This is a genomic window from Nostocoides sp. HKS02 (assembly GCF_009707485.1).
Lineage (GTDB): Bacteria > Actinomycetota > Actinomycetes > Actinomycetales > Dermatophilaceae > Pedococcus.
The window spans coordinates 2,638,553-2,664,318 of the sequence record NZ_CP046121.1 but is presented as its reverse complement, the minus strand read 5'-3'; the positions used below and the strand labels follow the sequence as shown (position 1 = coordinate 2,664,318).

Annotated in this window: 25 protein-coding genes, 1 tRNA gene and 2 pseudogenes; 14 read left to right on the top strand and 14 right to left on the bottom strand. The window is 71.7% G+C overall.

Translation table 11 applies throughout. From position 1 onward, the window contains the following. Positions 1–11 precede the first annotated feature (11 nt). The 5 genes and pseudogenes from GKE56_RS12845 to GKE56_RS12825 form a co-directional block, all read right to left on the bottom strand. On the bottom strand, positions 12–1,469 hold the full coding sequence (locus tag GKE56_RS12845; RefSeq protein WP_154684872.1) for a penicillin-binding protein 2: 1,458 nt from the start codon (positions 1,467–1,469) through the stop codon (positions 12–14). Next, positions 1,466–2,841, bottom strand: a pseudogene (locus GKE56_RS12840) (FtsW/RodA/SpoVE family cell cycle protein). Before GKE56_RS12840 ends, GKE56_RS12845 begins: the two are co-directional and overlap by 4 nt. A gap of 3 nt (positions 2,842–2,844) precedes the next feature. After that, entirely contained in the window at positions 2,845–4,194 is a 1,350-nt protein-coding gene (locus tag GKE56_RS12835; protein ID WP_154684871.1) for a PP2C family serine/threonine-protein phosphatase, read from the bottom strand. 8 nt (positions 4,195–4,202) lie between these two features. Continuing rightward, complete coding sequence (locus tag GKE56_RS12830; protein WP_154684870.1) at positions 4,203–4,706, bottom strand: FHA domain-containing protein; 504 nt, start codon at positions 4,704–4,706, stop codon at positions 4,203–4,205. Positions 4,707–4,715: 9 nt separating this feature from the next. Next, the gene (locus tag GKE56_RS12825; protein WP_154684869.1) at positions 4,716–5,552 is read right to left on the bottom strand and encodes a DUF3662 and FHA domain-containing protein; all 837 of its coding nucleotides are present in this window, start codon (positions 5,550–5,552) and stop codon (positions 4,716–4,718) included. Positions 5,553–5,733: 181 nt separating this feature from the next. Between GKE56_RS12825 and GKE56_RS12820 the strand changes: the two genes are divergently transcribed. After that, positions 5,734–5,816: transfer RNA gene (locus GKE56_RS12820), tRNA-Leu, on the top strand. A gap of 83 nt (positions 5,817–5,899) precedes the next feature. Here the strand turns inward: GKE56_RS12820 and GKE56_RS12815 are convergent. Further along, positions 5,900–7,093 carry an MYXO-CTERM sorting domain-containing protein gene (locus GKE56_RS12815; protein WP_154684868.1) on the bottom strand — a complete coding sequence of 398 codons (1,194 nt, stop codon included), beginning with the start codon at positions 7,091–7,093 and terminating at the stop codon, positions 5,900–5,902. A 169-nt stretch (positions 7,094–7,262) separates the two neighbouring features. Here GKE56_RS12815 and GKE56_RS12810 point away from each other — a divergent pair, with 169 nt between their 5' ends. Continuing rightward, the gene (locus GKE56_RS12810; protein ID WP_154684867.1) at positions 7,263–9,368 is read left to right on the top strand and encodes an NAD(+) synthase; all 2,106 of its coding nucleotides are present in this window, start codon (positions 7,263–7,265) and stop codon (positions 9,366–9,368) included. Between the two features lie 54 nt (positions 9,369–9,422). Here GKE56_RS12810 and GKE56_RS12805 read toward each other — a convergent pair whose 3' ends face one another. Then, complete coding sequence (locus GKE56_RS12805) at positions 9,423–9,926, bottom strand: hypothetical protein (RefSeq protein WP_154684866.1); 504 nt, start codon at positions 9,924–9,926, stop codon at positions 9,423–9,425. 344 nt (positions 9,927–10,270) lie between these two features. Between GKE56_RS12805 and GKE56_RS12800 the strand changes: the two genes are divergently transcribed. After that, positions 10,271–10,951 carry a hypothetical protein gene (locus GKE56_RS12800; RefSeq protein ID WP_154684865.1) on the top strand — a complete coding sequence of 227 codons (681 nt, stop codon included), beginning with the start codon at positions 10,271–10,273 and terminating at the stop codon, positions 10,949–10,951. 83 nt (positions 10,952–11,034) lie between these two features. Next, positions 11,035–12,708: an AarF/ABC1/UbiB kinase family protein gene (locus GKE56_RS12795; RefSeq protein WP_154684864.1), complete on the top strand. Its 1,674-nt coding sequence runs from the start codon at positions 11,035–11,037 to the stop codon at positions 12,706–12,708. Between the two features lie 5 nt (positions 12,709–12,713). Here the strand turns inward: GKE56_RS12795 and soxR are convergent, their stop codons facing one another. Continuing rightward, positions 12,714–13,181: a redox-sensitive transcriptional activator SoxR gene (gene soxR, locus GKE56_RS12790; RefSeq protein ID WP_154684863.1), complete on the bottom strand. Its 468-nt coding sequence runs from the start codon at positions 13,179–13,181 to the stop codon at positions 12,714–12,716. 78 nt (positions 13,182–13,259) lie between these two features. Here soxR and GKE56_RS17580 point away from each other — a divergent pair. The 3 genes and pseudogenes from GKE56_RS17580 to GKE56_RS12775 all read left to right on the top strand — a co-directional run. Then, positions 13,260–13,802, top strand: a pseudogene (locus tag GKE56_RS17580) (SDR family oxidoreductase); the annotation flags it as partial. Between the two features lie 193 nt (positions 13,803–13,995). After that, complete coding sequence (locus tag GKE56_RS12780) at positions 13,996–15,078, top strand: S-adenosylmethionine:tRNA ribosyltransferase-isomerase (RefSeq protein WP_230208959.1); 1,083 nt, start codon at positions 13,996–13,998, stop codon at positions 15,076–15,078. 9 nt (positions 15,079–15,087) lie between these two features. Continuing rightward, a complete protein-coding gene (locus GKE56_RS12775; protein WP_154684861.1) occupies positions 15,088–15,597 on the top strand; it encodes a DinB family protein in 510 nt (169 codons plus the stop codon). On the opposite strand, the gene GKE56_RS12770 is transcribed toward GKE56_RS12775, so the two are convergent. Beyond that, positions 15,588–16,364 carry a fructosamine kinase family protein gene (locus GKE56_RS12770; RefSeq protein WP_195908115.1) on the bottom strand — a complete coding sequence of 259 codons (777 nt, stop codon included), beginning with the start codon at positions 16,362–16,364 and terminating at the stop codon, positions 15,588–15,590. The two genes, GKE56_RS12775 and GKE56_RS12770, sit on opposite strands and share 10 nt — an antisense overlap. A 123-nt stretch (positions 16,365–16,487) precedes the next feature. Here GKE56_RS12770 and GKE56_RS12765 point away from each other — a divergent pair, with 123 nt between their 5' ends. The 3 genes from GKE56_RS12765 to GKE56_RS12755 all read left to right on the top strand — a co-directional run bounded on the left by GKE56_RS12765 (position 16,488) and on the right by GKE56_RS12755 (position 19,217). After that, on the top strand, positions 16,488–17,279 hold the full coding sequence (locus GKE56_RS12765; protein WP_154684860.1) for a GAF and ANTAR domain-containing protein: 792 nt from the start codon (positions 16,488–16,490) through the stop codon (positions 17,277–17,279). 117 nt (positions 17,280–17,396) lie between these two features. Next, the gene (locus GKE56_RS12760; protein WP_154684859.1) at positions 17,397–18,122 is read left to right on the top strand and encodes a hypothetical protein; all 726 of its coding nucleotides are present in this window, start codon (positions 17,397–17,399) and stop codon (positions 18,120–18,122) included. A 9-nt stretch (positions 18,123–18,131) separates the two neighbouring features. Continuing rightward, positions 18,132–19,217, top strand: a complete 1,086-nt coding sequence (locus tag GKE56_RS12755) for an App1 family protein (protein ID WP_154684858.1) — start codon at positions 18,132–18,134, stop codon at positions 19,215–19,217. A 37-nt stretch (positions 19,218–19,254) separates the two neighbouring features. On the opposite strand, the gene GKE56_RS12750 is transcribed toward GKE56_RS12755, so the two are convergent. Further along, the gene (locus tag GKE56_RS12750) at positions 19,255–20,706 is read right to left on the bottom strand and encodes an MFS transporter (RefSeq protein ID WP_195908114.1); all 1,452 of its coding nucleotides are present in this window, start codon (positions 20,704–20,706) and stop codon (positions 19,255–19,257) included. 37 nt (positions 20,707–20,743) lie between these two features. On the opposite strand from GKE56_RS12750, the gene GKE56_RS12745 reads away from it, so the two are divergent. The 4 genes from GKE56_RS12745 (at position 20,744) to GKE56_RS12730 (ending at position 23,771) form a co-directional block, all read left to right on the top strand. After that, a complete protein-coding gene (locus tag GKE56_RS12745) occupies positions 20,744–21,604 on the top strand; it encodes an Fpg/Nei family DNA glycosylase (protein WP_154684856.1) in 861 nt (286 codons plus the stop codon). A gap of 21 nt (positions 21,605–21,625) precedes the next feature. Beyond that, entirely contained in the window at positions 21,626–21,952 is a 327-nt protein-coding gene (locus GKE56_RS12740; protein ID WP_230208958.1) for a rhodanese-like domain-containing protein, read from the top strand. A 7-nt stretch (positions 21,953–21,959) separates the two neighbouring features. Further along, a complete protein-coding gene (locus tag GKE56_RS12735) occupies positions 21,960–22,493 on the top strand; it encodes a DUF3806 domain-containing protein (RefSeq protein WP_154684854.1) in 534 nt (177 codons plus the stop codon). 69 nt (positions 22,494–22,562) lie between these two features. Then, a complete protein-coding gene (locus GKE56_RS12730; RefSeq protein WP_154684853.1) occupies positions 22,563–23,771 on the top strand; it encodes an ATP-binding protein in 1,209 nt (402 codons plus the stop codon). Between the two features lie 26 nt (positions 23,772–23,797). Here the strand turns inward: GKE56_RS12730 and GKE56_RS12725 are convergent, their stop codons facing one another. The 4 genes from GKE56_RS12725 to GKE56_RS12710 form a co-directional block, all read right to left on the bottom strand. After that, positions 23,798–24,076: a hypothetical protein gene (locus GKE56_RS12725; protein WP_154684852.1), complete on the bottom strand. Its 279-nt coding sequence runs from the start codon at positions 24,074–24,076 to the stop codon at positions 23,798–23,800. Continuing rightward, positions 24,073–24,483 (bottom strand): hypothetical protein, encoded by a 411-nt coding sequence (locus tag GKE56_RS12720; protein ID WP_154684851.1) that lies wholly within the window; start codon positions 24,481–24,483, stop codon positions 24,073–24,075. Before GKE56_RS12720 ends, GKE56_RS12725 begins: the two co-directional genes overlap by 4 nt. A 181-nt stretch (positions 24,484–24,664) precedes the next feature. Further along, on the bottom strand, positions 24,665–25,255 hold the full coding sequence (locus GKE56_RS12715) for a methylated-DNA--[protein]-cysteine S-methyltransferase (RefSeq protein ID WP_154684850.1): 591 nt from the start codon (positions 25,253–25,255) through the stop codon (positions 24,665–24,667). Next, the gene (locus tag GKE56_RS12710; protein ID WP_154684849.1) at positions 25,252–25,737 is read right to left on the bottom strand and encodes an RNA polymerase sigma factor; all 486 of its coding nucleotides are present in this window, start codon (positions 25,735–25,737) and stop codon (positions 25,252–25,254) included. Before GKE56_RS12710 ends, GKE56_RS12715 begins: the two co-directional genes overlap by 4 nt. Positions 25,738–25,766: the final 29 nt, after the last annotated feature.

Below are 25,766 nucleotides of genomic sequence, written 5' to 3'. Positions count from 1 at the left end.
GGGGCTGGCCGTCATGAGCCGAGCACCGCCTCCATGACCGCCTTGGCGATCGGCGCGGCGACGCGACCACCGACGGCCTCGTTGCCGACGCTGCCGCCGTCCTCGACGACGACTGCCACGGCGACCCGGGGCTTGTCGGCGGGTGCGAAGCCGGTGAACCACGCGTGCGGGGCGGTGCCCACGCCGTGCTGGGCGGTGCCCGTCTTGCCGGCGACGACGACGCCGGGGATCTGCGCCACGGTGCCGGTGCCGCTGCGGACGACGGCCTCCATCATGCGGGTGAGCGCGGCGGCCGTGTCGGCCGAGATCGCCTGCGAGAGCTGCTCGGGCGCAGGCTGGTCGATCACCTCGAGGTCGGACGAGGTGACCTTGCGGACCAGGTGCGGGCGCATCACCACCCCGTGGTTGGCGATCGCCGCCGAGATCATCGCCACCTGCAGGGGGGTGACGCGCACGTCGTACTGGCCGATGGCGGACTGCGCGAGCTGGGGCGGGTTGAGCTGACCGGGGATCGTGCTCGGCGTGACGTTCATGGGCACCGTGAGCCGGTCGCCGAACCCGAACTTCGCGGCCTGGGCGCGCAGCGCGTCCGCGCCGACCTGCATACCGAGCCACCCGAAGGCGGTGTTGCACGAGACCTCGAGGGCGTGCGTGAGGGTCGTCGTGTTGTTGGGGCCGCACGCCTGGTGGTCGTCGTTCGGCAGGTTCGTCGTGGTCTGCGGCAGGTCCAGGGTGGCCGGGCCCGGAATGCGGCTCTCCTCGGTGAACTTCTTCGACTCCAGGGCGGTCGCCGCCGTGACGAGCTTGAAGGTGGACCCGGGCGGATAGAGGTTGCCCGCGAGGGCGCGGTCGACCATCGGCGCCATGGGGTCGGCGTTGAGGGACTTCCAGGCCTTGACCACCGCGCTGGTGTCGTGGCTGCTCAGCACCGAGGGGTTGTATGCCGGGTGGCTGACCAGGGCGAGGATCTCACCGGTGGTGGGGTCGATCGCGACGACGGCGCCGCGCTGGTTGCCGAGGGCCTTGTCGGCGGCCGCTTGGGCTGCCGGGTTGATGGTGAGCTCAAGGCTCGCGCCGGTTTGCTGCTTGCCGGTGAGCATGTCGGTGACCCGGCGGTAGAAGAGCTTGTCGGAGGACCCCGACAACAGCGCGTTCTCGGCGCCCTCGATGCCGGCACCGGCGCCGTAGGTGAAGGAGTAGAAACCCGTGAGGTGGGAGTACAGCGCGCCCTGGGGGTAGGTGCGCAGCCACTTCAGCTCGTCCTTGGTGGCGACCGACTTGGCCACCGGGGCCCCGCCGACGAGGATCTGGCCACGTTCGCGGGCATAGGTGGCCAGCAGGGTGCGACGGTTCTCGGGACGGTTCTGCAGGGACTGCGCCTGGACGAACTGGATGAACGTCGACGAGATCAGCAGGGCGCAGAAGAGCAGCGCGACGACGGCGGACAGTCGGCGGATGGGTGCGTTCATCGGATGGCCACGACCTCGGTCTTCGCCTCGGCGGTCGGTGAGGGACCCTCGGGGATCTCGATCACCGGGCGGCGGGCGTGGTCGCTGATGCGCAACAAGAGCGCCACGAGGGACCAGTTGGCCAGCAGCGAGGACCCGCCGTAGGACAGGAACGGCATGGTCAGACCGGTCAGCGGGATGACCCGGGTGACCCCCCGACGACGACGAAGCACTGCAGCCCGACCGAGAAGGACAAGCCGGTCGCGAGCAGCTTGCCGAAGCCGTCGCGGACGCCGAGCGCGGTGCGCATGCCCCGCTCCACGAGCAGGACGTAGAGGATGAGCAGGGCGAACAGCCCGATGAGGCCGAGCTCCTCACCGAAGCTGGGCACGATGAAGTCGGACTCGGCGAAGTAGGTGAGGTCGGGACGTCCACGACCCAGGCCCGTGCCGAGCAGGCCGCCGGCCGCCATGCCCATGAGCCCCTTGGCGAGCTGGTCGGACTGGCCCGGGGCGAACGGGTCCAGCCAGAGGTGGACGCGGGTCTGCACGTGGGAGAACAGCAGGTAGGCGAGGTAGGCGCCGCCGGAGAACAGCAGCATGCCGATGGCGATCCACGAGATGCGCTCGGTGGCGACGTAGAGGACGGCGACGAACAGCCCGAAGAGCAGCAGCGAGGAGCCGAGGTCCTTCTCGAAGACGAGCACGAGGAGGCTCGCCACCCACGCGACGACGATGGGGCCGAGGTCGCGGCCACGAGGCAGGGTGAGCCCCAGCACCTTGCGCCCGGCCAGCGACAGGGCGTCGCGGGTCTGCACGAGGTAGCCGGCGAAGAACACCGCCAGCACGATCTTGGCCACCTCGCCTGGCTGGAAGGTGAAGGCACCCGCCCCGATCCAGATGCGCGAACCGTTGACCGTGCGACCGATGCCGGGCGCGAGCGGGAGGATCAGCAGCCCGAACCCGACGACGGCCGCGGTGAAGGTGTACCGCCGCAGGGTGCGGTGGTCGCGCAGCACGACCAGCACGACCGCAGCGATGGCGACCGCCAGCGCGCTCCACGTGAGCTGGCGCAGCGCGAGGCCGCCGGTGAGGGTGCGGTGGTGGGCGATGTCGAGGCGGTGGATCATCACCAGGCCGAGGCCGTTGAGCAGCGTGACGATCGGCAGCAGGAGCGGATCGGCGTATGCCGCGCGCCAGCGCAGCAGCAGGTGGAAGCCGAGCGAGATGACGAGCAGGCCGGCACTGTCGGTGATCAGCCCGGGCGGAAAGGCACCCGAGGTGGAGAGGCCGACGTTGACGTAGGCCAGCACCACGATCGCGACGGCGAGCAGCAGCAGCACCAGCTCGACGTTGCGGCGGGTACGGGGACGAAAGCTCGAGACGATGGTCATGGCTCAGGGAGACGTCGTGGCCGTGGTGGGCACGGTGGTCGCGCTCGAGCTCGGGGCCGAGGTCGTGGTCGTCGGCGTGGTCGTCGGCGTGGTCGTCGCGGTGTCGGAGCACGTACCGCCGGAGGCCTTGCGGGCGACGCACTGTGCGGCCTCGGCGCGGAGCTGGTCCACCAGGGCCTGGGCGTCGCTGAGGGTGTCCTTGGAGATGGTGTCCTGCACCTTGGTGCGGTAGAAGTCGGGCAGGTCGTCGATGAGGACGTCGGAGGCGGTCCGCACGTGCGAGAGCGTGATCGGGCCGAGGTTCTGCGAGACGCCCTGGTAGATCGCGACGTCGCCGCGGTAGGCGCCCACGAAGAACTGGCGCTGGGACCAGTCGTAGGCGGCATACGCACCGCCACCCACCACGATGAGCACGAGCAGCGCGACCGCTGCCCGCCGTAACCAGCGGGCGGGACCGGAGCGCGGACCCTCGTCGGCGAGGGTGATGTCCTCGTCGGGGTCGCCGGCGGCCTCTCGCGACAGGGCCGCGGCCTTGGCGGCTGGGGTGAGTGGGATGGGGCGGGTGCCCTTGGTGCGGACCGCCGCCGCACCGACGATCTGCGGCTGGGAGGGGGTGTCGACGGTGCGGCTGGTGTCGACGACGTCGCCGACCACGATCGTGACGTTGTCGGGTGCGTCGGCCTTGAGGGCCAGCTCGACCAGCCGGTCGGCGGTCTTGGCCGGCGTCTCGCCCGAGGTGACGATCTCGGCGATCGTGTCGCCGGCGACGTAGTCGGTGAGCCCGTCGGACGCGATGAGGTAGCGGTCGCCGATGCGGGCCTCGCGCACCGTGACGTCGGGTTCGTCGTCCTCCTGGCCGGTCAGCACCCGCGTCACGAGCGAGCGCTGGGGGTGGCCCATCGCCTCGTCCTCGGTGATGCGGCCCTCGTCGACCAGGCTCTGCACGAACGAGTGGTCCTTGGTGATCTGGGTGAGCTTGCCCTCACGGGCGAGGAAGGCCCGCGAGTCGCCGATGTGGGCCAGGACCAGCTTGTTCTGTGAGCGCAGGATCGCGATGAGTGTGGTGCCCATGCCGTGCAGGCTCGGGTCGGCCTTGACCATCTCGGCGATCTCGTCGTTGGCCGCGGTGATGCGCTGCAGCAAAGCCTTGCTGGCCTCGGCGCTGCCCAGGGCCTCGCCGTCGAGATCGGCCAGGGCGCCGATCGCGACCGAGGAGGCGATGTCGCCGCCGGCGTGCCCGCCCATGCCGTCGGCCATCGCGAGCAGGCGCGGCCCGGCATACCCGGAGTCCTGGTTCTCGGACCGGACCATGCCGACGTCGGAGCGTGCGGCGTAACTGAACGACAGGGGCATCGTCAGACCTACCGCCGCAGCTCGATGACGGTCTTGCCGATGCGCAGCGTGCTGCCGGCCTCGACCCTGGTCGGGTTCGTCAGCCGCTCGGCACCGAGGTAGGTGCCGTTGGTGGACCCGAGGTCCTCGACGAACCAGGCGCCGTCGCGGTGGAAGATCCGCGCGTGGCGGCCGCTGGCGAAGTCGTCGTCGAGCACGAGCGCACACTCGGGATTGCGGCCGATGACCGTGCCGGCCTCGCGCAGTGGCAAGGCGGTGCCGGTCAGCGGGCCCTGAGTGACGACGAGCGACCGCGGAGCGCCCGGGTGGGTCTGGCGCTTCTGGGGCCGGGCCGCCGGGGCCTGACCATCGCCACCGCGCGCGCGGCTCGCGGGGGCGGGCTTGCGCGGCGTGCGGCTCACGACCCGGGTGCCGTAGATGTCGCCCCGGAGCACACCGACGACGCTGAAGACGAAGATCCAGAGGAGAGCGAGCAGCCCGAGCCGGATGATCGTGAGGGTGAGTTCACTCATGCGTGGGGCTCACCGCCGCCCGGCCCGGTAGACGACGGACGTGCGCCCCACCGTGATCCGGTCCCCGTCGGAGAGACGCTGGCTGCTGATGCGTTCGCTGTTGACGAACGTGCCGTTGGTCGAGCCGAGGTCGCGGATGCTGGCGACCAGGTGGGGTCCGTCGTTGGTCACGCGGATCTCGCTGTGGCGCCGGGAGATGCCCGGGTCGTCGAGGATGATGTCGGCCACGTCGTCGCGACCGAGCACGGTGATCGCGCCCATGAGGGGGTACCGCTCACCGTCGACATCGAGCCACGGCCGGTCAGCCGGGTTCACGCGGCGGGGCTGGGGTGCCGCCGGCACCTGGTGCCGCTGGGTCGCCTCGAGGTCGTCCTCGGTATGCCGCGGCGCCGACGCGGCAGGCCCGACCGCGCCGGCCGCGGGGCTCGGGGCAGGCGCGGCATACCCCTGCTCGCCCTGGGGCGCGCCACCCGGGCGCCGCGCTGTGGAGGTGCGCAGCCGGAAGACGCCGGTCTCGAGGTCGTTGGCGCTGGCGAAGGTGACCTGGAGCGGACCGCCGGGCTGGTAGCGCTGGGACTCGGCGTGCTCCTGGGCGGCCGCGATGAGCTCGTTCTCGAGCTCCTCGTCGTAGCCGGAGAGCCGCTCGAAGTCTGTGTCGGACAGCTCGACCGTGAACAGGTTGGGGACGATGGTGCGGCCCGGGCCGACGATCGCGGCGCGGTCGTCCATGGCGCGGCGGATCGCACTGGCGATCTCGACAGGCTGCACCTCGGACTTGAAGGCGCGCGCGAAGGCACCGTTGACGGCGCGCTCGAGCCTTTGCTCAACGCGGTCGAACAGACCCATGGCGCACCTCCTCACGTGTGGTCCGGCCCCGATGGTATCCGGATCGACTATGCGGCCCTGCATGCGCGCCGTCGGATGTCCTGAAGACGTCGTGCCGGACATCACGGACACCAGTCACATCGCGGTGTCCTGGGCCGGTTTGGCGAACCCGGGGGCGGTACGCCACAATTGGCCGTCCCACGCGCGAGTGGCGGAACGGCAGACGCGCTGCGTTCAGGTCGCAGTGTCCGAAAGGGCGTGGGGGTTCAAATCCCCCCTCGCGCACGCGTGATCACCAAGGGCCCCGACGAGCTTCGTCGGGGCCCTTCGTGTGATCGCCACCGAATGACGACCGAACCCGCTTCGGCTCAGGTCTGGGTGCGCAGACGCTGAGTGCGCAGCCCGCGGATGGCCTTGGCGACAACGGCGAGGCGGCGTCGACCCAGCAGCGCCACCGCGAGCAGGAGCCACGGCAGCGTCTGTGGAACGTTGTTCGGCACGATGCTGGCCATGGTCCGCGCGTTGAACGTGGACCACCCGGGGGCGCTGCCCGCCGCACAGTCGGCCCCCGAGGCGCCTTGGCCGGAGCCGCCCGACTTCCCGGTCTGGCCGAGCCCGCCCCCGGCCGCGGGTACCTGCGTGCTGCCCGGACCCGAGCCGCCGCTGCCCGTGCCGCCGGTGCTGCCGGTGTCAGGGGTACCGCCCGCGCCTCCCGGCTGGCCGCCGACGCCTGCTGGGCACGGCACGACGACCTGTTGGAGGGGAACGCCTGCCCGGGTCAGCGTGCCGATGAGCTCGCTGTCCAGAACGAGCACGCTGGCCGTCAGCGATGGCTGCTGGGTCACCCTGACGCAGGCGCCGACGAGCCCGGCCACGGAGGCGTCGAGCCCCTGCGTCGCGGGGGTTCCGCCGCCCGGGCACGGCGCAAGGACCCCGGGCAGGGCTTGCACCAGCGGTGCGGTGACGTTCCGCCCGGCGACGGTCACGGTGACGTTGGCGATGGCTGTGCCGGTTCCCTTCGCCTGGAGGCACGCGGTCGCGACGGGCGAGGCGTTGACTCCCAGGTTGAGCAGCGAGCCGGTGCCGCCGCCCGCCACGCTGGCACCTCCGGGCAGTCCCTGGGTGACGCCGCCCACGCCGGACTGCGCGCCCGAGGCGATCGAGGCCACCGGTCCTGGCAGGGACGGCAGGGACGGCACGGCAGGCGTCGGCAGCCTGGGCGCGGTGACCGGAACGGTGCTGCCGGGCGCGGGGAGGCTGGCGGGGACCGACGGCGTCGTGACCGGCAGCGGCAGGACCGGGGGCTTGGGCACCGGCGGCAGCGACACCGAGGGCACAGTCGGCACCGTCGGCGCGGTCGGCACCGGGAGCTTCGGTACGGCCGGGATGGTCGGCAGGGTCAGCTTGGGCGCTGAGGTCGTGATGGGGAGCGGCAGATCGGCCGGCGAGGCGTCCAGGGCGGAGGCCGGCGAGGCAGCCAGAACGGCCACCCCGGCACCCAGCAGGACCAGGCAGGCCGTGGCCGCCACGGAGGGGCGAGCCGGACGACGAGAGGGAGACATGGACCACCCGATTCGAGACGAAGGACCGGTGAACGCTCAGGGACCGCGGCAGGCCTGGGTCACCGTTCGGCAACCTAGCGACGTCGAACCGGACTCGGCAGGCAAATGACGCAAAGTCCTCGAACCGAGCAGGACGCGTCCCGAGTACCCGCTCTGACAGACTCAGGCCATGGACCACGGGGACTTCGCGTCTGCCTACCGCCACGGGTTCGCCCGCGTCGCTGCCTGCACCCTCCCGGTGTCCGCGGCCGACCCGGCCCGCAACGCCGAGGCGGTCATCGAGCAGGTCAGGAGCCTGCACGACCAGGGAGTCGCCGTCGCGCTGTTCCCCGAGCTCAGCCTGTCGGGGTACGCCATCGACGACCTCGTCCTCCAGGACGTCCTGCTCGAGGCAGTCGACCGGGCGGTGGTGACGGTGGCGCAGGCCAGCCGGTCGCTGCTGCCGGTCATCGTCGTCGGAGCCCCGTTGCGTCACGGCAACCGGCTCTTCAACTGCGCGGTCGTCATCCACCGGGGCGCCGTGCTGGGGGTCGCGCCCAAGTCCTTCCTGCCCAACTACCGTGAGTTCTACGAGAAGCGCCACTTCGCGCCCGGCGACGACACCCGCAGCGCCTGGTTCCACGCCCCGCACTGGCCCGGCGCCGACGAGGAGGGCGACGTCCCGTTCGGCCCCGACCTGATCTTCGAGGCCGACGACGTCCCGGGTCTGGCGGTCCATGCCGAGGTCTGCGAGGACATGTGGGTGCCGGTCCCCCCCAGCGCGAAGGCGGCGCTCGCGGGCGCCACCGTCCTGCTCAACCTCTCGGCGTCGCCGATCACCGTCGGCCGCGCCGAGGACCGGCACCTCATGGCCCGCTCCGCCAGCGCGCGGTGCACCGCGGCATACCTGTATGCCGCCGCGTCGGCGGGCGAGTCCACCACCGACCTCTCGTGGGACGGCATGACGATGGTCTACGAGCTGGGCACGCTGCTCGGCGAAGGCGAGCGTTTCCCGCACGGGCCGGCCGCGACGGTCGTCGACGTCGACCTCGACTGGATCCGCCAGGAGCGCATGCGGCAGGGCTCGTTCGACGACAACCGGCGCGCCGAGCTGGTCGACGCGGCCGAGGGAGCCGACTTCCGCACCGTGGGCTTCGCCCTGAAGCCGCCGACCGGCGACCTGGGCCTGCGGCGCAAGGTCGACCGGTTCCCGTTCGTGCCCGACGATGCGCAGCGGCTCGCCATCGACTGCTACGAGGCCTACAACATCCAGGTCTCGGGTCTCGAGCAGCGGCTGCGCGCCATGTCCACCGATGCCTGGCAGCCCAAGGTCGTCATCGGGGTCAGCGGTGGCCTCGACTCGACCCACGCGCTCATCGTCGCGGCCAAGGCCCTGGACCGGCTCGGCCGCCCGCGCACCGACATCATCGGCTTCACCATGCCGGGGTTCGCGACCACGGAGGGCACCAAGAGCAATGCGGTCCACCTCATGGAGTCGCTCGGCATCACCTGGGAGGAGCTCGACATCCGCCCGGCGGCCACCCAGCTGTTGAAGGACCTGGGCCACCCGTTCGGGCGCGGCGAGCAGGTCTACGACGTCACCTTCGAGAACGTCCAGGCCGGGCTGCGCACCGACTACCTCTTCCGGGCCGCCAACCAGCGCGGCGGCATCGTCCTCGGCACCGGCGACCTGTCCGAGCTGGCGCTCGGCTGGTGCACCTACGGCGTCGGCGACCAGATGTCGCACTACGGCGTCAACAGCGGGGTGCCCAAGACGCTCATGCAGCACCTCATCCGCTGGGTGGTCAGCAGCGGCCAGTTCGACGACGAGGCCAACGGCGAGGTCAACGGCACCCTCCTCGAGATCCTCGACCAGGAGATCAGCCCCGAGCTGGTGCCGGCGAAGGCGGGCGAGAAGCTCCAGTCCACCGAGGACTCCGTCGGCCCCTACGCGCTCCAGGATTTCACCCTCTACCACGTGCTGCGGCGCGGCTACCGGCCCAGCAAGATCGCGTTCCTCGCGATGCACGCGTGGGCCGACGTCGACTCCGGCGACTGGCCCGCGGGCTACCCCGACGGCGAGCGCACGGCATACGACCTCGCCACGATCCGGCACTGGCTGGAGGTCTTCGTACAGCGGTTCTTCGCCAACCAGTTCAAGCGGTCCGCGGTGCCCAACGGCCCCAAGGTCGTCGCCGGTGGCTCCCTGTCTCCCCGTGGGGACTGGCGTATGCCGTCGGACGCCTCAGCGCGGGCGTGGCTCGAGGAGCTGCGCGGCGGCGTCCCGCAGGGGTGAGCGGGGTGACCCGGGTTCCCGGTTCACGCCTTCCCGGTTCACGCCTTCCCGGGCTCACACCGCGCCGGTGACCACCCAGTCGCAGGCCCAGTGCAGCGACTCCCAGGGGTCCGTCCCGAGCGGCACCGACTGACGGTCGGACCAGCGCGCCATCGGGTCGGTGAGCACGGCCGTCCAGCTGCCTCCCGGCCGAGCGAGGCTGAGGGTCGCGCGGCGCAGCAGGGTGCACGAGGCCACCTCGACCGTGAGGCTGCCCGCGTCTGAGGTCCTGGTGATGGAGAACGCGTGGCCGTTGACGATGTCGGTGCACCGCGCGGCCTCGGAGGCACGGGCCTTGGCGCGGTCGTGTTCGGCCTGGGCCGCGTTGCCCAGCGAGAGGGCGACCGCGAACCTGCCCGGTGTCACCCCGGACACCGTCTTGGTGCGCTGGGCATGCTCGCGGGCAGCCTCACACTCCATCCAGGTGCGGGTGACGTCGGCGGCAAGCTCCTGCCTGGTTCCGGGCGCAGCGTGGGCGACGTACCAGGCGTTGTCGAAAAGTCGTTCGGTGACAGTCATCGCGGACCCCTGCAGTCAAAGATGCAACGTGTCGCGGGCCAGCTCACTCCCGCTCCCCCATCGTGCGTGGACCACCCCGACCTGAGATCGATCAGGTGAGGGCGGCTGGTCTCCACCACTTGACCGAGTGGGCTTCACTGGTGGGCTGACGGATCGTCAGGCTCGGCCATCACGCAGGCGCGACTTTACCATCCCTTTACTTTTTCTAGGCCAAACATTGACCATTCTGCAGGGAAAAAAGGTACGTCGGATGAGGGGTGGCGTCCGACGCGACGCGGGCGCATAGTGGACATCTGGCCGCACATCTCGGCTGCGGCCCGGACCGGATCCGCCGAGGAGCCGCCATGTCACGCGTCGCGCCCCTGCCCGACATCGTCCCGGTGCTGTCGGCTGGCCGTCACCGCAACCCGCGCAAGGGCGCCTGCTTCATGGAGATGGCGTCCTTCCTCGCGGGCGAGCGCTGGAGCGACCACCCGAAGTGCACCCACCCCCTGCTCGCCTCCTTGGCGCGGATGGTCAACGACTGTCTCTCGGATGCCGACCGGCCAAGGATCGCCGGACGCATCCCCGACGTCGTGGGCCTGACCGGCGATGCCTTCGAGGTCGACGTGGCCATCGCGACGCGCGCCGCCGCGGCTGCCCTGCCCATCGCCCCGGCCGCCCGCCAGAACGTCATGGCCGTGGGCCTGCTGACCGCCGAGCGCGCGCTCGCCGGGCTCGGCGACGGCCACGAGGACCTCTACGCGCTCTGCCGGGCCGCGTTCGCCGCGGCACCCGAGGCGCACGCCTGGGCCCAGCGGTACGCCCGCGACGCCCGGACGTCCGAGCGAACCTTCCGCCGCCAGACCGCGCCCCACATCGTGTCGTATGCCGTGGAGGGCATCGCCGCGGCGTGCGTCGACGACCCGGGCTCGCGCCTGGTGGCGCTGCTCGAGGAGTGCATCGACGACACGGCGGCGCGGCTCGCACGGCTCTCGTCGGCGCCGTTGCCGCAGCGCGAACGCGTGGTCACCGGCACCGCCTGAGCGTCACCCCTCGGGTGACGGCCGCGGCACCGGCTAGGCTCCGATGCCATGCCTGACCTGCGCCGTTGCTCCACCCGCTCCTGATGGCATCCACCGCGCACGCCGGGCGCTATGCCGACCTGGTCCGCCTGCTCCTGCGGCACGGTCGCTCGGACCTGGTGACCGGCGCCGGGCTCGACGAGTTCCTGGTCGACGAGGACGTGCCCTCGGGTGACGTCGACAAGGCCACCGAGCTGGCGGCCGACCTCGAGCGGATGGGTCCGACGTACATCAAGCTCGGGCAGCTCCTCTCGACGCGGTACGACCTGCTGCCCCCGGCATACACCGAGGCGCTGACCCGGCTGCAGGACAGCGTCGAGCCGTTCCCGTTCGAGCAGGTTCGCGAGATCGTCGAGGCCGAGCTGGGCGCGAGCCTGCGCCACCTGTTCGAGTCGTTCGACGAGACGCCCCTCGCGGCGGCGTCCCTGGGACAGGTACACCGGGCCCGCACCCAGAGCGGCCGTGACGTGGTCGTCAAGGTGCAGCGACCCGGCATACGCGAGGTGGTCCGCGACGACATGGAGGTGCTGGAGAAGCTCGCCTCGCTCGCCGACGGGCACACCGGCGCCGGTCGACGCTTCGGGTTCGCCAGGCTGCTGGCGCAGTTCCGCCGCTCGCTCGCCGGCGAGCTCGACTACACCCGCGAGGCCCGCAACCTCGAGCGCTTCCGCGAGCTCACCGCCGACTACGAGCACCTCGTGGTGCCCGAGCCGCTCGGCGACTACACGACCTCCAAGGTGCTGACCATGGAGCACATCGAGGGACGCAAGATCACCGAGGTGGGACCACTCGGCCTGCTCGACATCGACGCCCGTCCGCTCGTCGAGGAGCTGTTCGCGTGTTACCTGCGGATGATCCTCGACGACGGCGTCCTGCACGCCGACCCGCACCCCGGCAACCTCCTGCTCACCCCGGACGGCCGGATCGCCCTGCTCGACCTCGGCATGGTCGCGACCGTGCCGCCGCGGATCCAGACCCAGGTGGTCAAGCTCCTGCTCGCGATCAGCGACGGTGACGGCGAGGAGACCGCGGCCGTGCTCGCGTCGATGGGTCATCCGCTGGCCGGCTACGACGCCGCACGCTTCCGTGAGGACGTGAGCCACCTGGTCTCCAGCTCGATGGAGCTGGGCGGCGACCTCCAGGCCGGGTCGGTGCTGGTCGAGCTCAGCCGGCTGTCCGGGGTGCACGGACTGCGCCCGCCGGCCGAGATGTCGATGATCGGCAAGGCCCTGCTCAACCTCGACCAGGCCACGGTCCACCTCGACCCCACCTTCTCGCCCGCCGACGCCATCCGCGACAACGCCTCGAACATCCTGCGCGGCGGCCTGGCGGTGAGCCCCGGCGGCATCATGGCGGCCGCGATCGAGGCGAAGGAGTTCACCTCGCAGCTGCCGCGCCGGGCCAACCGCATCCTCGACGCCCTCTCGGAGGGTGAGCTCACGGTGCGGGTCAACGCCATCGACGAGAGCCGGCTCCTCACCGTCATGCAGCGCCTGGCCAACCGCCTCACGATGGGGCTGGTGCTGGCCTCGATCGTCATCGGAGCGGCGCTGATGATGCAGGTGCCGACGCACTCGACCGTCCTGGGTTACCCGGCGATCGCCATGATCTTCTTCGTGCTCGCCGCCCTGGGCGGGGCGTGCCTCGTGGGGTGGATCGTGGCCACCGACCGGCGGATCGCCCGCCAAGCGCGTCGAGACGAGCTCCAGCGCCGCTGAACCCGTCAGCGCGGCTGGCGCCGCAGCAGCGGGGGCAGGTATGCCGCGCCAGGCGCCGCCGACGACAAGGCCGCCAGGTCCGCGGGGTTGGAGATGCCGCACTGCTTGAGCGACAGGCACCCGCACCCGATGCACGAGTCGAGCTTGTCCCGCAGGGCCTCGAGCGCCACCATCTGCTCGTCGAGCCGCGTCCGCCAGTGCGTCGAGATGCGGTGCCAGTCGGACTTGGTCGGGGTGCGCCCGCGGGGCAGCTGGTCGAGCTCGCGGCGGATCTCGTCCAGGCTGAGCCCGACGTTGCTCGCAGCCCGGATGAAGGCCAGCCTGCGGAGCACGCTGCGGGCGTACCGGCGCTGACCCCCGCCCGTGCGTGACGCCTCGATGAGCCCCTCCCGCTCGTAGTAGCGCAGCGCGGACGCGGCGAACCCGCTGCGGTGGGCCACCTCGGAGACGGTCAGCACGTCATCGGCATCCATCGAGATCTCCTCTTGACTTCATGTTGACTTCAACTTTAACGATTGCTCCAGACGTTGCCCACGCACCAGGAGGAATCGATGTCCATCCCACCCCCCACCACGCCGCCCACCGGAGCGCGCACGGCCCTGGTGACCGGAGGCTCGGCCGGGCTCGGTCGTGCCCTCGCCACAGCCCTCGTCGCTGCCGGCTGGTTCGTCATCACCGACGGCCGGGACGCCGATCGGCTCACCCGGGCAGCGGCCGAGTGGGGATCCGCGGCGCGCGTGGTGCCCGGTGACGTGACCGATGCGGACCACCGCCGTGCACTGGTCGAGGCCGTCACCGAGGCAGGACGCCTCGACCTGCTCGTGCACAACGCGAGCACCCTCGGGCCGACCCCGCTCCCGCCGTTGGCGCGCCTCGACCTCGGAGCCCTCGACGACCTCTGGCACACCAACGTGGCGGCACCGCTGGCGCTCACGCAGTCGCTGCTGCTCCTGCTCGAGCGGTCCGGCGGCGCGCTGGTCAGCATCTCCTCGGATGCGGCCGTCGAGCACTATGAGGGTTGGGGCGGGTATGCCGCGTCGAAGGCCGCGCTCGACCACCTCACCCTCACCCTCGGGGCGGAGAACCCGTGGCTGGCGGCGTATGCGGTGGACCCCGGGGACATGCGGACCGCCATGCACCAGGCGGCCTTCCCGGGCGAGGACATCGGCGACCGGCCGCTGCCGGAGACGGTGGTCCCGCACCTGCTCGCGCTGGTGCGGCAGCGGCCGCCGAGCGGCCGATACCGCGCGGCCGAGGTCTCCCCGAGCCGGCAGCCGCGGTGCGGGCATGACCGCCCTGTCGCTCGCCCCCGCGACCCGGTTCGACGCCCCCCAACGGCTCATCGCCCAGACGCCGCCCGAGGAGCGCGGGCTGACCCGCGACGGCGTGCGGCTGCTGGTGGCGACCGACACGGGCGTGACGCACGCGCACTTCCGCGACCTGCCGGCATACCTGCGGGCGGGTGACCTGGTCGTCGTCAACAACTCGGCCACGATGGCCGCGCAGGTCGATGGCACGCTGGCGGGTCGTGGCCCGGTCGTCGTGCACGCGGCCAGCCGGCTCGACCCGATGACCTGGGTCGTGGAGGTACGGACCGCGCCCGACGCCGCCCGCGCCGTCCTCGACCTCCGGCCGGGGGAGGTGGTCGAGCTGGCCGACGGTGTCCGGCTGGACCTCGTGGCGCCGCACCCGCGGATCGACTCGTCACCAACGGGTCGGGGCAACCGCCTCTGGCGCGTGCGAGTCGTCGGCCCACATCTCCTGGAGCAGCACCTGCAGCGGCACGGGCGCCCGATCGCCTACGGCTACCTCGACCACCGGTACCCTCTCGCGGCCTACCAGACCGTCTTCGCGACCCGTCCCGGCAGCGCCGAGATGCCCAGTGCCGCGAGGCCGTTCACGCCTGAGCTCGTCGCGCGGCTGGTCGCCGCGGGGGTCGGGGTCACCGCCGTCACCCTGCACGCCGGGGTCTCCTCACAGGAGGCCGGCGAGGCTCCTGCGACCGAGTGGTTCGAGGTGCCCGCGGACACGGCGGACCTGGTCACCGCAACCCGGGCCCGTGGTGGACGGGTGGTGGCGGTCGGCACCACCGTGACAAGGGCGCTGGAGTCCGCCGTCCAGGCCGACGGCACGGTCCACGCGGTCAGCGGGTGGACCGACCGTGTGGTCAGTCGCGCTGCGCCGCCGCGGGTCGTCGACGGCCTGGTGACCGGATGGCACGACCCCGACGCCTCCCACCTGCTGCTGGTCGAAGCGGTCGCAGGGCCGGCCCTCGCCCAGCGCGCCTACGATGCCGCCGTCGCGGGCGGCTACCTGTGGCACGAGTTCGGTGATGCCGCGCTGCTGCTCCCGGCTCACCATCGGGCCTAACATCGGGGAATGACTCTCGGTGACCTGCTCGTCGACGCCTTCGACCGGGTGCGGTCGGGGGCCGCCGACGTGGTCGACGGTCTGACGCCGGACCAGCTGGCCCAGCGCCCCGCCGCCGGAGCCAACTCGATCGCGTGGCTGGTGTGGCACCTCACGAGGATCCAGGACGACCACATCGCCGACGTGGCAGGGACCGAGCAGGTCTGGACAGCACAGGGCTGGAGCGAGCGGTTCGGCCTGCCGTTCGACGACGGCGACACCGGGTACGGCCACAGCAGTGACGAGGTGGCGCAGGTGCGCGGCGTCGGGGCCGACGAGCTGGTGGGGTACCTCGACGCCGTCCACCAGCAGACGCTCGGCTTCGTCCGCGGGCTGCGTGCCGAGGACCTGGACCGGGTCGTCGACGAGCGCTGGGACCCACCCGTCACGCTCGGGGTCAGGCTGGTGAGCATCGTCAACGACGACAACCAGCACGTGGGTCAGGCAGCATTCGTCCGCGGGCTGCTGGCTCAGCGGTAGCGCTTGGCGAGCTCCACGGCGCGGTGCGGGTAGTCGCCCCCGAACAGCACCGCGTGCACCATCAACGGGTGGAGCTGGTGCAGGGCGACCCGGTGCGGCCACTGCGCGTCGAGCCGGTGGGCCGTCAGGTATCCGCCGATGACGAAGTCCCAGTGCGGGCACCCGAACAACGCGAGCATGGCCAGGTCGGTCTCGCGGTGGCCGCCGTGCGCAGCGGGGTCGATGAGCACGCCACCGGCTGCCGTCCAGAGCACGTTCCCCGACCAGAGGTCGCCGTGCAGCCGGGCGGGGGGGCTCCCGTCGTCGAACTCGCCCGCCGCCACCCGCCGGGCGATTGCCTCGAATAGCGCAATATCGGATCGATGGTAGACACCCCTATCGACCCCCATCGCCAGCGCCGGGAGCAGGCGCTGGCCCGCATAGAACTCACCCCACGAGGCCACCGGTCGCAGGTGCAGGGGCAACAGCTCGGACACCGGGCCGAGGAACCCGTCGCCGTGCCAGCCCTCGGGCGGAGCGCCGAATGCCGGGGCCCCCGCGTCGTGGGTGTGGGCCAGCCCCACACCGAAGGCCTCGGCCATGGCCGGGTCGGGGTTGACGAACGAGAGGCGTCGCAGGTCGAGGTGGTCCGGCCCGGCGCCGACGACCTCGGCGACCAGCGCTCCGCCGGGCGCATCGGCCAGCCACGCGAGTCCGGCCGCCTCCCACCGGAAGTACCCGGGCGGCGCGGTGCTGCTGCCCTTGCGGAACACGGCGACGTCGCTCACCGGACCATCCTCGCGCACGATGCCCGAGCATGCCGGAGCATGCGGGGGCCAAACGGGGTTGGGCGGCTGACCAGCAGGTATACGGTGTCCCACGCACGTCGATTCACCGATTGAGGAGTGACCATGGCCGATCTGGTCTCCGTTCCGACCGATCCCGATGGGCCGGGTCCGGCTGAGGTCCTCGCCCGACCGATCCAGGGCGACCACGTGGCCGCTGCCGAAGCGCTCCTCGACGAGCTCTCGGGCAACCTCGAGACCCTCGACGACCTCACGCCCTACCTTGAGCGCCTCGTGCAGGCGGTCAACGCCGCCATCGACGGCTGCGACGCCGTCGGGGTGACCGTGGTGATGGAGGACCGGCCCCGCACCGCGGCATACACGACCGCGGGAACCCTCGAGATCGACGCGGTGCAGTATGCCGTCGGTGACGGCCCGTGCCTCGACGCCTTCCGCAACGGCCGCGAGAACCTCGTCGACTTCGCCGGTGCCGAGGACCGCTGGCCCGCGTTCATCGACGGCTGCGACCCGGGCGACGTGCAGACGTTGCTCGCCCTCCCCCTGGAGTCCGACGGCCACCGCTTCGGCGCGCTCAACCTCTACGGCTATGCGCGAAACGCCTTCGACCGCACCGAGATCAGCGTCGTCCGGATGGCCGCACGACGCGCTGCTGACGCCGTCGGGGCGGCCGTGCGGCTCGCTGGCGCCCGGGCCGTGGCTGGGCAGATGGAGCAGGCCATGGCCAGCCGCGCGGTCATCGAGCAGGCCAAGGGAGTCCTCATGGCGCGGCACGGAATCGACGAGTCGGTGGCGTTCCAGCTCATGCGCCAGCAGTCCCAGGAGCAGAACCTCAAGCTCCGCACGCTGGCCGCCCAGCTGGTTTCCGAGGCGCGAACTCCCCGTTCGGGCGCGATGTGAGCTAGTCTCAGCGACACCTGAAGCAACCGGGTTTGGCCAACTGGCCACCCGGTTGCTTTTTTGTTGCCCAAGAGTTGTTGTCCACGACTTGTTCACGACTTGTCCAGGAGGTGCACGATGGAGCGAACCCACGGGGTCGAGACCTGGTGTGCGTTCGGCCGTGACCGTCGGGTGCGTCGCCCGATCTGCTCGGTGCCCCCGCAGTCGGCCGTGCGGGCGTCAGCCGCGCACGACCAGACCCTGCTCGTCTACGTCCTCGACGTCTACGACCCCTGGGCCTATGCCTACCTGCCCTCCGTCTGCGAGCTGTTCCAGGCGGCGGCCCCCACGGTCGGGGTCGAGGTCGTCAACAGTGGGCGCTACGACGGGCGCGACATCTCCGAGCTCGCGGCCAGCACGGCTGCCGTGGCCGCCTCGACCGGAGCCGCCTTCGGGAGCGAGTTCTACCGGCTGCTGGGGATGGGCGGCGTCCGCCTGGACGCAGAGCACGCGGCAGCCGGGATGATCGGGCTGCTCGCGGCCGGCGACCTGCCCGTGGCCACGGTGCTGGCCGAGGTCCATCGCGAGTTCTTCATCCACGGACGGCCCCTCGACGCCCCGGGCGTGCTGCGGTCGGTGGGTGACCGGCTCGGGCTCGACGGGCACGCCATCGAGGTCTTCGCCGATACTGAGCGGGCGCGAGAGCTCGCCGCCGAGGATTTCGCGATGGCTGTCGACTTCGACTCGATCGGCGGCCCGGTGCTGCTCGCGAGCCATGCCGGTCGGGTGTTCGAGTTCGACGGGCTCGGTGCCAGCGGCGCACGCCTGGTGGACCAGTTCAGGAGCGTGCTGGCCAGGCCGTAGGGTCTGTTCATGGCCAGACCGCACGCCGCCGCGATCGTCGAGGACGCCTGGCACCGTCGGGTCGACGCGGTGCTCCGTGCCCGTGGCTGGCGGACCCGGCTCGTCGGCCACACCGGATACGGCTCCGAGGACTTCGCCCGCGTCCTCGGTCGCGTGCTCCTCACCCGTCGACCCGACGTCGACGCGCGTGAGGATGCGTCGGCCTCCGCCGCCGAGCTGCGTTCGGCGCAGGACGAGCGCCGGGGCTGGCGGGCGTTCATCACGGCCCCGGCGATGGACGTGCCGGTCACGGTCACGCTCGGGGACGCCCGCGTCGACACCCACAGCGACCGCAGCGGCTACATCGACGTCCGCGTCAAGGGCCACGGCCTGGCCCCCGGCTGGCACGAGGCGACCATCGAGTCGCCTGATGCCGAGCAGACCCGGGTCGCCGTCGTCCTGGTGGGCACCGAGCAGACCTTCGGTCTCATCAGCGACATCGACGACACGGTGATCTCCACCTACCTTCCGCGGCCGATGATCGCCGCGTGGAACACCTTCGTGAAGAGCGAGAACGCCCGCCACGTGGTCCCGGGCATGGCGACGATGTACCGCACTCTGCTCGACGGGCACCCCGGAGCCCCGATGGTCTACGTCTCGACCGGCGCCTGGAACACCGCAGCGACCCTGACCCGGTTCCTCCGCCGCCACGGCTACCCCGCGGGCCCGCTGCTGCTCACCGACTGGGGTCCCACCAACACGGGCTGGTTCCGCTCGGGCCAGGACCACAAGCGCGCCTGCCTGCACCGGCTCGCGAACGAGTTCCCGAGCATCCGCTGGGTCCTGGTCGGCGACGACGGGCAGCACGACCCCAAGATCTACGGCGACTTCGCCGAGCAGCGCCCCGACCGCGTGGAGGCCATCGCGATCCGTGAGCTGACGCCCTCGGAGCAGGTGCTCTCGCACGGCATACCGGTCTCGTTGGAGGAGTTCGCGCCGATGCGCGACCGGCAGGGCAAGGGCGTGCCGGTATGCCGCGCCGGCGACGGTTACGGTCTCCTGCGCCAGCTGCACGCGGTCCTCGGTGAGCCGGCTCAGGACTCACGCGACGCGTGAGGGTGGTCAGCGCGGGTCACCGCTCCCGCGACAGCGGTCAGCGCCCGGTGAGGTCGAGGTGCGGCAGTTCTGCGCACGCCGGCTTCTCGTCCTTCAGCCCGACGGCGGTCAGCGCCGAGCCGACGAGCAGCAGCCCGACGCAGATGAGCATCGCGGTCCGGTAGGCCGGGGCGAGCACGTCGGCATTGGCGTAGTCCTCGCCGCGGAGCCCGACCAGCGGCGGCAACGCGGCGACGGCGAGCAGGCCGGCGGTGCGCGACACGGCGTTGTTGATGCCGCTGGCCGTCCCGGCGAGCTCGTCCGGCGCTGCCGCCAGGACCGTGCCCGTGAGGGGTGCGACGGTCAGCGAGAGCCCAAGTCCGACGAGGGTGATCCCCGGGAGGATGTCGGTCAGGAAGAGCGGGTCGGTGGAGGCGAACGCCAGCAGGGCGAAGCCCGCCGCCGCGACGAGGGTGCCGCCGACCATGAAGGGTTTGGGGCTCGACCGCGCGGCCATCCCGCCGAACCGTCCGGCGAGGGTCAGCATGACCAGACTGAGCGGGAGCGTGGCTGCACCGGCCTCGAGCGCCGACCAGCCTCCGACGGTCTGCAGGTAGAGCACGAGGAACAGCAGGGCCGCCGCGAGCCCCGCGTAGACCACGAGCGTGACCAGGTTGATGGTCGTGAACACCCGGTTGCGGAACAGGCTCGGTGGAACCATCGCGTGTGGTGAGCTCCGCTCCACGAGGACGAACCCGCCGAGGGCGAGGAGTCCGGCCGCGCCGAGGACCAGAGGCCAGGCGCCGGGGTGCGCGGCGACGATGGTCAGCGCGTAGGTGACGCCGCCGAGCCCCAGCACGGCCAACAGGACACCCCGGACGTCGAAGTGCTTGTCGGACCACGGGTTTCGTGACTCGGGGACGACAGTGGCGGCCAAGCCGACGACGAGCGCCGACAGCGGCACGTTGAGCCAGAACGCCCAGGTCCAGCTGCGTTCGACGAGCCAGCCGCCGACGACCGGCCCCGAGGCCGACGCCACGCCCAGCAGCCCCGTCCACGCGCCGATCGCGGCCATCCGGTCCTCGCGCCGGAACGACGCCTGCAGGATCGCGAGGCTGCCCGGGACCAGCAGGGCAGCACACACGCCCTGGATCGCGCGCGCCGCCACGAGGGCGCCGATCGTCGGGGAGAGCGCGCACAGGATCGAGGCGATGCCGAACCCGCCCACGCCCACGGCATACATCCGGCGGCGACCGAACCGGTCACCCAGCGAGCCGCCGAGCAGGATGAGGGCCGCCAGGCTGAGCGCGTAGGCGTTGACGACCCACTGGAGCCCGGCGAGGTCGGCGTGCAGGGTGCGCCCGATGGTGGGCAGTGCGACGTTGACGACGGTTCCGTCGAGCAGCGCGATGCCGCTGCCGAGCACCGTCGTCGCGAGCACCAGCCGCCCTCGGTGGGACTTCATCCGCAGGAGCTCTGCGTGCGGCGCCTCTGGCGCCTGCGTCGACATGCCGCCCATGCTGCCACTGCTGCGCCACAATGGCGTCGTGCCAGAGCTGCCCGAGGTCCAGGCGCTCGTCGACTTCCTCGGCGAGCGGGTCGTCGGCCTGGCCGTGACCGGGGTCGAGCTCGGGTCGTTCTCGGTCCTCAAGACCTTCGACCCGCCACCGCAGGCGCTGGCCGGCGCGCCCGTCGACTCGGTGTCGCGGCACGGCAAGTTCGTCGACCTCGACTGCGACGGTGTGCACCTGGTGTTCCACCTCGCCCGGGCCGGGTGGTTGCGCTGGTCCGATGCGCTCCCCAACACCGTGCTGCGGCCGGGGAAGTCGCCGATCGCCCTGCGCACGCGGTTCTCCGACGGGTCCGGCTTCGACCTCACCGAGGCGGGCACCAAGAAGCGGCTGGCGGCATACCTCGTTCGCGACCCGCAGGACGTGCCGGGCATCGCCACCCTCGGCCCCGACCCGCTGTCCGCCGACTTCACCCGCGAGGTCTTCGGGGCCCTGCTCGCGGGCAAGCGCGCGCAGCTCAAGGGGTTGCTGCGCGACCAGGGCTTCATCGCCGGGGTGGGCAACGCCTACTCCGACGAGATCCTCCACGTGGCCAAGATGTCGCCGTTCGCGATGGCGTCCAGCCTCGACGAGCAGGCGACCGACAGCCTGTATGCCGCGCTGCGCGAGACGCTCGCCGGCGCGGTCGCCGCCGCCTCGGGCAAGCCGGCCAAGGAGCTCAAGGACGCCAAGCGCGCCGGCATGCGCGTGCACGGCCGCACCGGCGAGACCTGCCCGGTCTGCGGCGACGTGGTGCGCGAGGTGTCGTTCGCGGACTCCTCGCTGCAGTACTGCGCCACCTGCCAGACCGGCGGCAAGCCGCTGGCCGACCGCCGCCTTTCGCGGCTGCTCAAGTAGGCGCGTGGTTTCATGGGGACCATGAACGTTCCGCAGGTCTCCGTCACCGAGGTTCCCGACGACGCCGTGGTCCTCGATGTCCGCGAACAGGACGAGTGGGATGCCGGGCACGCCCCAGGTGCGATCCACATCCCGCTGGGCGAGCTGCCGGCGCGACTCGACGAGCTCCCCGACACCGATGCCTCGACCCTGGCGGTCGCCTGCCGGGGTGGCGGACGGTCGTCGCGGGCGGTGGCCTGGCTGACCCAGCAGGGCTTCGACGTCGCGAACCTCGACGGTGGCATGAAGGCGTGGCAGGGCGCGGGCAAGCAGCTCGTCGCCGACTCCGGCTCACCGTCGGTGAAGTAGCCGGGTCATGGCCTGGTTCGGTCGGCGCCGCGAGGACTCGCCCGATGACGCTGGCGACGGGCCCGACGCGGCCGAGCTGACCGAGCGCACCATGCCGGATGCCGGCGACACCCTCGACTCCGGGGCCTCACTGCGGCCCCTCGTCGATCCCCTCGGCGATGCCGAGCAGGCACGGATCGCCCGGGCCCTCGAGGAGCTGGCCGCCGCGGGCGTGGACGTGGATGATCTCGACTCCCTCGGCGCCGCGCTGGACCGTGAGTATGCCGCGTGGTCGGCCGCCCCCGAGGACCACCGTCCTGACCACGCCGCCGTGGTCGAGCGCTACGCCATCGGGATCGGCGAGCACCTCGACCGCCACACCGACCTCGACTGGCAGGTCGTCACGGACGTCTTCGGCACCGACCTGTCGGTCACCGAGGGGTTCAAGGGCAGCTTCGTCGTCGTGCCCCACAACCTGGTCGCCGGGCGGTGGATGCGCGGTGAGACGGACTGGCTGCCCGCCGTGGTGGGCCACATCGTGCGGCGCCGCAACCGTCGCTGACCCCGCGACACGATCGGCGCCTCTCTCGACGTATCGGGGATTCGGTAGAGAGCCCCATACGCTGCGATCGTGGACCCGATTCGCAACCCCTACGCCCCCGGCGCCGGCCAGCGGCCGCCTGAGCTCGCGGGCCGTGACGAGCAACTGCACGCGTTCGACGTCGTGCTGGAGCGCATCTCCCGCGGCCGCCCCGAGCGGTCGATCGTGCTGACCGGACTGCGCGGAGTCGGCAAGACGGTCCTGCTCAACGCGCTGCGGTCCGCGGCCGTGCGCGCCTCGTGGGGCACGGGCAAGCTCGAGGCCCGGCCCGACCAGGGCCTGCGGCGGCCGCTGTCGGCAGCACTGCACGTCGCGGTGCGCGAGCTGGGTCACCCGGCGGGCGACGAGGTCGACCACGTGCTCGGCGTCATCAAGGCGTTCGCGCAGCGGGACTCGGCTCCCGGCGCCAAGCTCCGCGAGCGGTGGAACCCCGGTATCGACGCGCCGGCGGTCGCGGGTCGCGCCGACTCCGGCGACATCGAGATCGACCTCGTCGAGCTGCTCACCGACGTCGGCGGGTTGGCCGCCGACGTGGGCCGCGGCGTCGCGGTGTTCATCGACGAGATGCAGGACCTCCTGCCCGAGGACGTCTCGGCGATCTGTGCGGCGTGCCACGAGATCTCGCAGTCGGGGCTGCCGGTCATCGTCGTCGGCGCCGGCCTGCCGCACCTGCCCGCCGTGCTGTCGGCCTCCAAGTCGTACTCGGAGCGGTTGTTCCGGTACCAGCGCATCGACCGGCTCGACCGGGCCGCTGCCGACCTCGCACTCGTGGCTCCTGCGGCCGACGAGGAGGCCGCCTTCACCCCGGAGGCGCTCGAGGCGTTGTATGCCGCGACGGCTGGCTACCCGTACTTCGTCCAGGCGTACGGCAAGGTCGCCTGGGACGTCGCGCCGCGCTCGCCCATCTCTGCCGAGGACGTGCAGGTGGCCGCGCCGGAGGCCGAGGCCGAGCTGGCCGTGGGGTTCTTCGGGTCGCGGTTCGAGCGGGCGACGCCAGCCGAGCGCGAGTACCTGCGTGCCATGGCCGATGCGGCACTCGCCCTCGCCGAGGCCGGTGAGGAGATCGACGAGACCGAGTCGGTGCCGACGGCATCGGTGGCCGCGGTGCTCGACCGCAAGCCGCAGTCGCTGTCTCCAGCCCGCGACGCCCTACTCAAGAAGGGCCTGATCTACTCCGGTGAGCGAGGACGGATCGCCTTCACCGTCCCCCACTTCGGACGCTACCTGCGCACCACCTGACCCGCGGCCCCCTCGGTGGGGACCGGTCACTGCCCGGCTGTGCTGACCGAGCGGGTGGTCCCGCACTGGCCCTTAGGGTCCCCGTCCTGTCGTTCGACCTTGCCGAACGTGCCGGCGACGGCCACGGAGGAGTCCTTCTTCAGCTCGCCGACCGACTTGTACCCCTTGGCCCAGCTGGCGTCCATGGTGATCACCCGCAGGGCCTGCGCCTGTTGATGGTTGGCCATCCACGCTCTACCGGAGGCGGCTCCGCCGACGACCAGCAGAAGTCCGGCCGCGATCGCGGTTCCTTGCTTTGTGTTCATGTCTTCGATTCCCCTCGTGGTCGGTCGTACAGCCGGTTGATGCCGTTGACGTCATCGGTCGTTGGACCAGAGATGTGGCAGCCGTTGCGTGCCGAGGTGATCCCGTCCCAGGCCACCGTCGAGGCGTAGGAGTCGTTCACGGTCAACGCGCCCGACGCGTTGGTCAGGTACACGTTTGCGGCGCTGCCGTTCCACGCTGCCCGTGCGTTGTCCCACCCGGAGCGGTCGATTGTGTACATCGAGCTGGCGTATTGGACGTGGAGGTTTGCGCAACACCCGCTGGTGGGTGTGCCGCCCCAGCGCGCGCCCTCGAGGACGTATGCCGACGCGGCGGCCGCCGAACCCAGGAACAACGCCGCACACACCGAGAGCGCCATGGCAAGACGACGTGAGAAATGGACCCTCATGATTGAACCCTGCCTTGAGATCAACCCGCCCGCGGGCGGGCCCCCTGACCTCAACTGCAGCATCCTCGTCAATGGCCATCAAGGCAATCAACGAACCCGTCATGACGCTCAGACGAAGCAGACCGCCGTTCCGCTCCACGACCGCATCGGCGAGCTTCGTGAGCGCTGTGCGGAGGGAGGCTCAGTCCCGTGAAGAACCTCCGGACTCGAGGTCGAGGAGGTAGCGCTTGGCCGCCAGCCCACCGGCATACCCCGTCAGCGCCCCGCTCGAGGCGACCACACGGTGGCACGGGATGACGACGCACAGCGGGTTCGCGCCGAGCGCCGCGCCGACGGCACGGGCGGCACTCGGCCGCTCCACCAGCTTCGCGAGCTGCCCGTAGGTCGCGCGTTCGCCGTAGCCGATGCTCGCCGCGAGTCGTGGCAGCACCGCGCGCTGGAAGTCCGAGGCGAGCGCCAGGTCGGTGCGCACCGAGAAGGTGTGCGAGCGCCCGGCGAGGAACGCGTCGAGCTGCGCCCGTACCTCGTCGAGCTCGCGTGGCTGGCGCAACACGCGGGGGGACACCCGCGCGCTGAGGCGGGCGAGCACGTGGTCCTCGGCGGCGGCATCCGGCACGAACGACGAGGCGACCAGCGCCCCGGATGCGTTGCGCGCCAACAGCATCCGACCGATCGCGGTGTCCTCGACGACGTAGGACACGTCCGAGGGCTCGAGCACCGGCGGGTGCGCGGGCGGGGAGTAGGAGCGGAGCAGGGCAGCGGGGTCGGTCATGACACGTCCTTGCGCAGGGTCGCGAGCGCATCGCTCACGAGCCGCCGGCTCATGGCTGGTGTGGTGCCCAGCGCGACGGCGATGGTGGGGTGGTCGAGATCGGCCACGTACTTGAGGACGACGGCCTCGCGCTGCCGCACCGGGAGTGCCGCCACCGAGGCCCAGAGCGGGCCGTCGGGCAGCCGGTCGTCGGCTGGGGGCGCGGTCGGCACGGTGGCCAGCGAGGCCGGGTCGTCGTGGGGCACCGCTCGGCGGGCCCGTCCCCGGTGCGCGTCCATGGCGCACCGGTGCGTGATCGTGAGCAACCAGCCCCGCAGGTTCTTCGCCGAGCGCAGCGAGGGGTATGCCGCGAGCGCCTGCGTCCACGCCTGCTGGGCGACGTCGTCGCCGTCGACCGGCCCGGCCAGGGCGTGGGCGAGGCGCGCGACGTCGCGCCAGTGGGCGTCGACGAGGGTCTGGAAGGCGGGCAGCGTCACGCCCATGGAACGCCTCGCCTCTCTCTCGTGTGAGT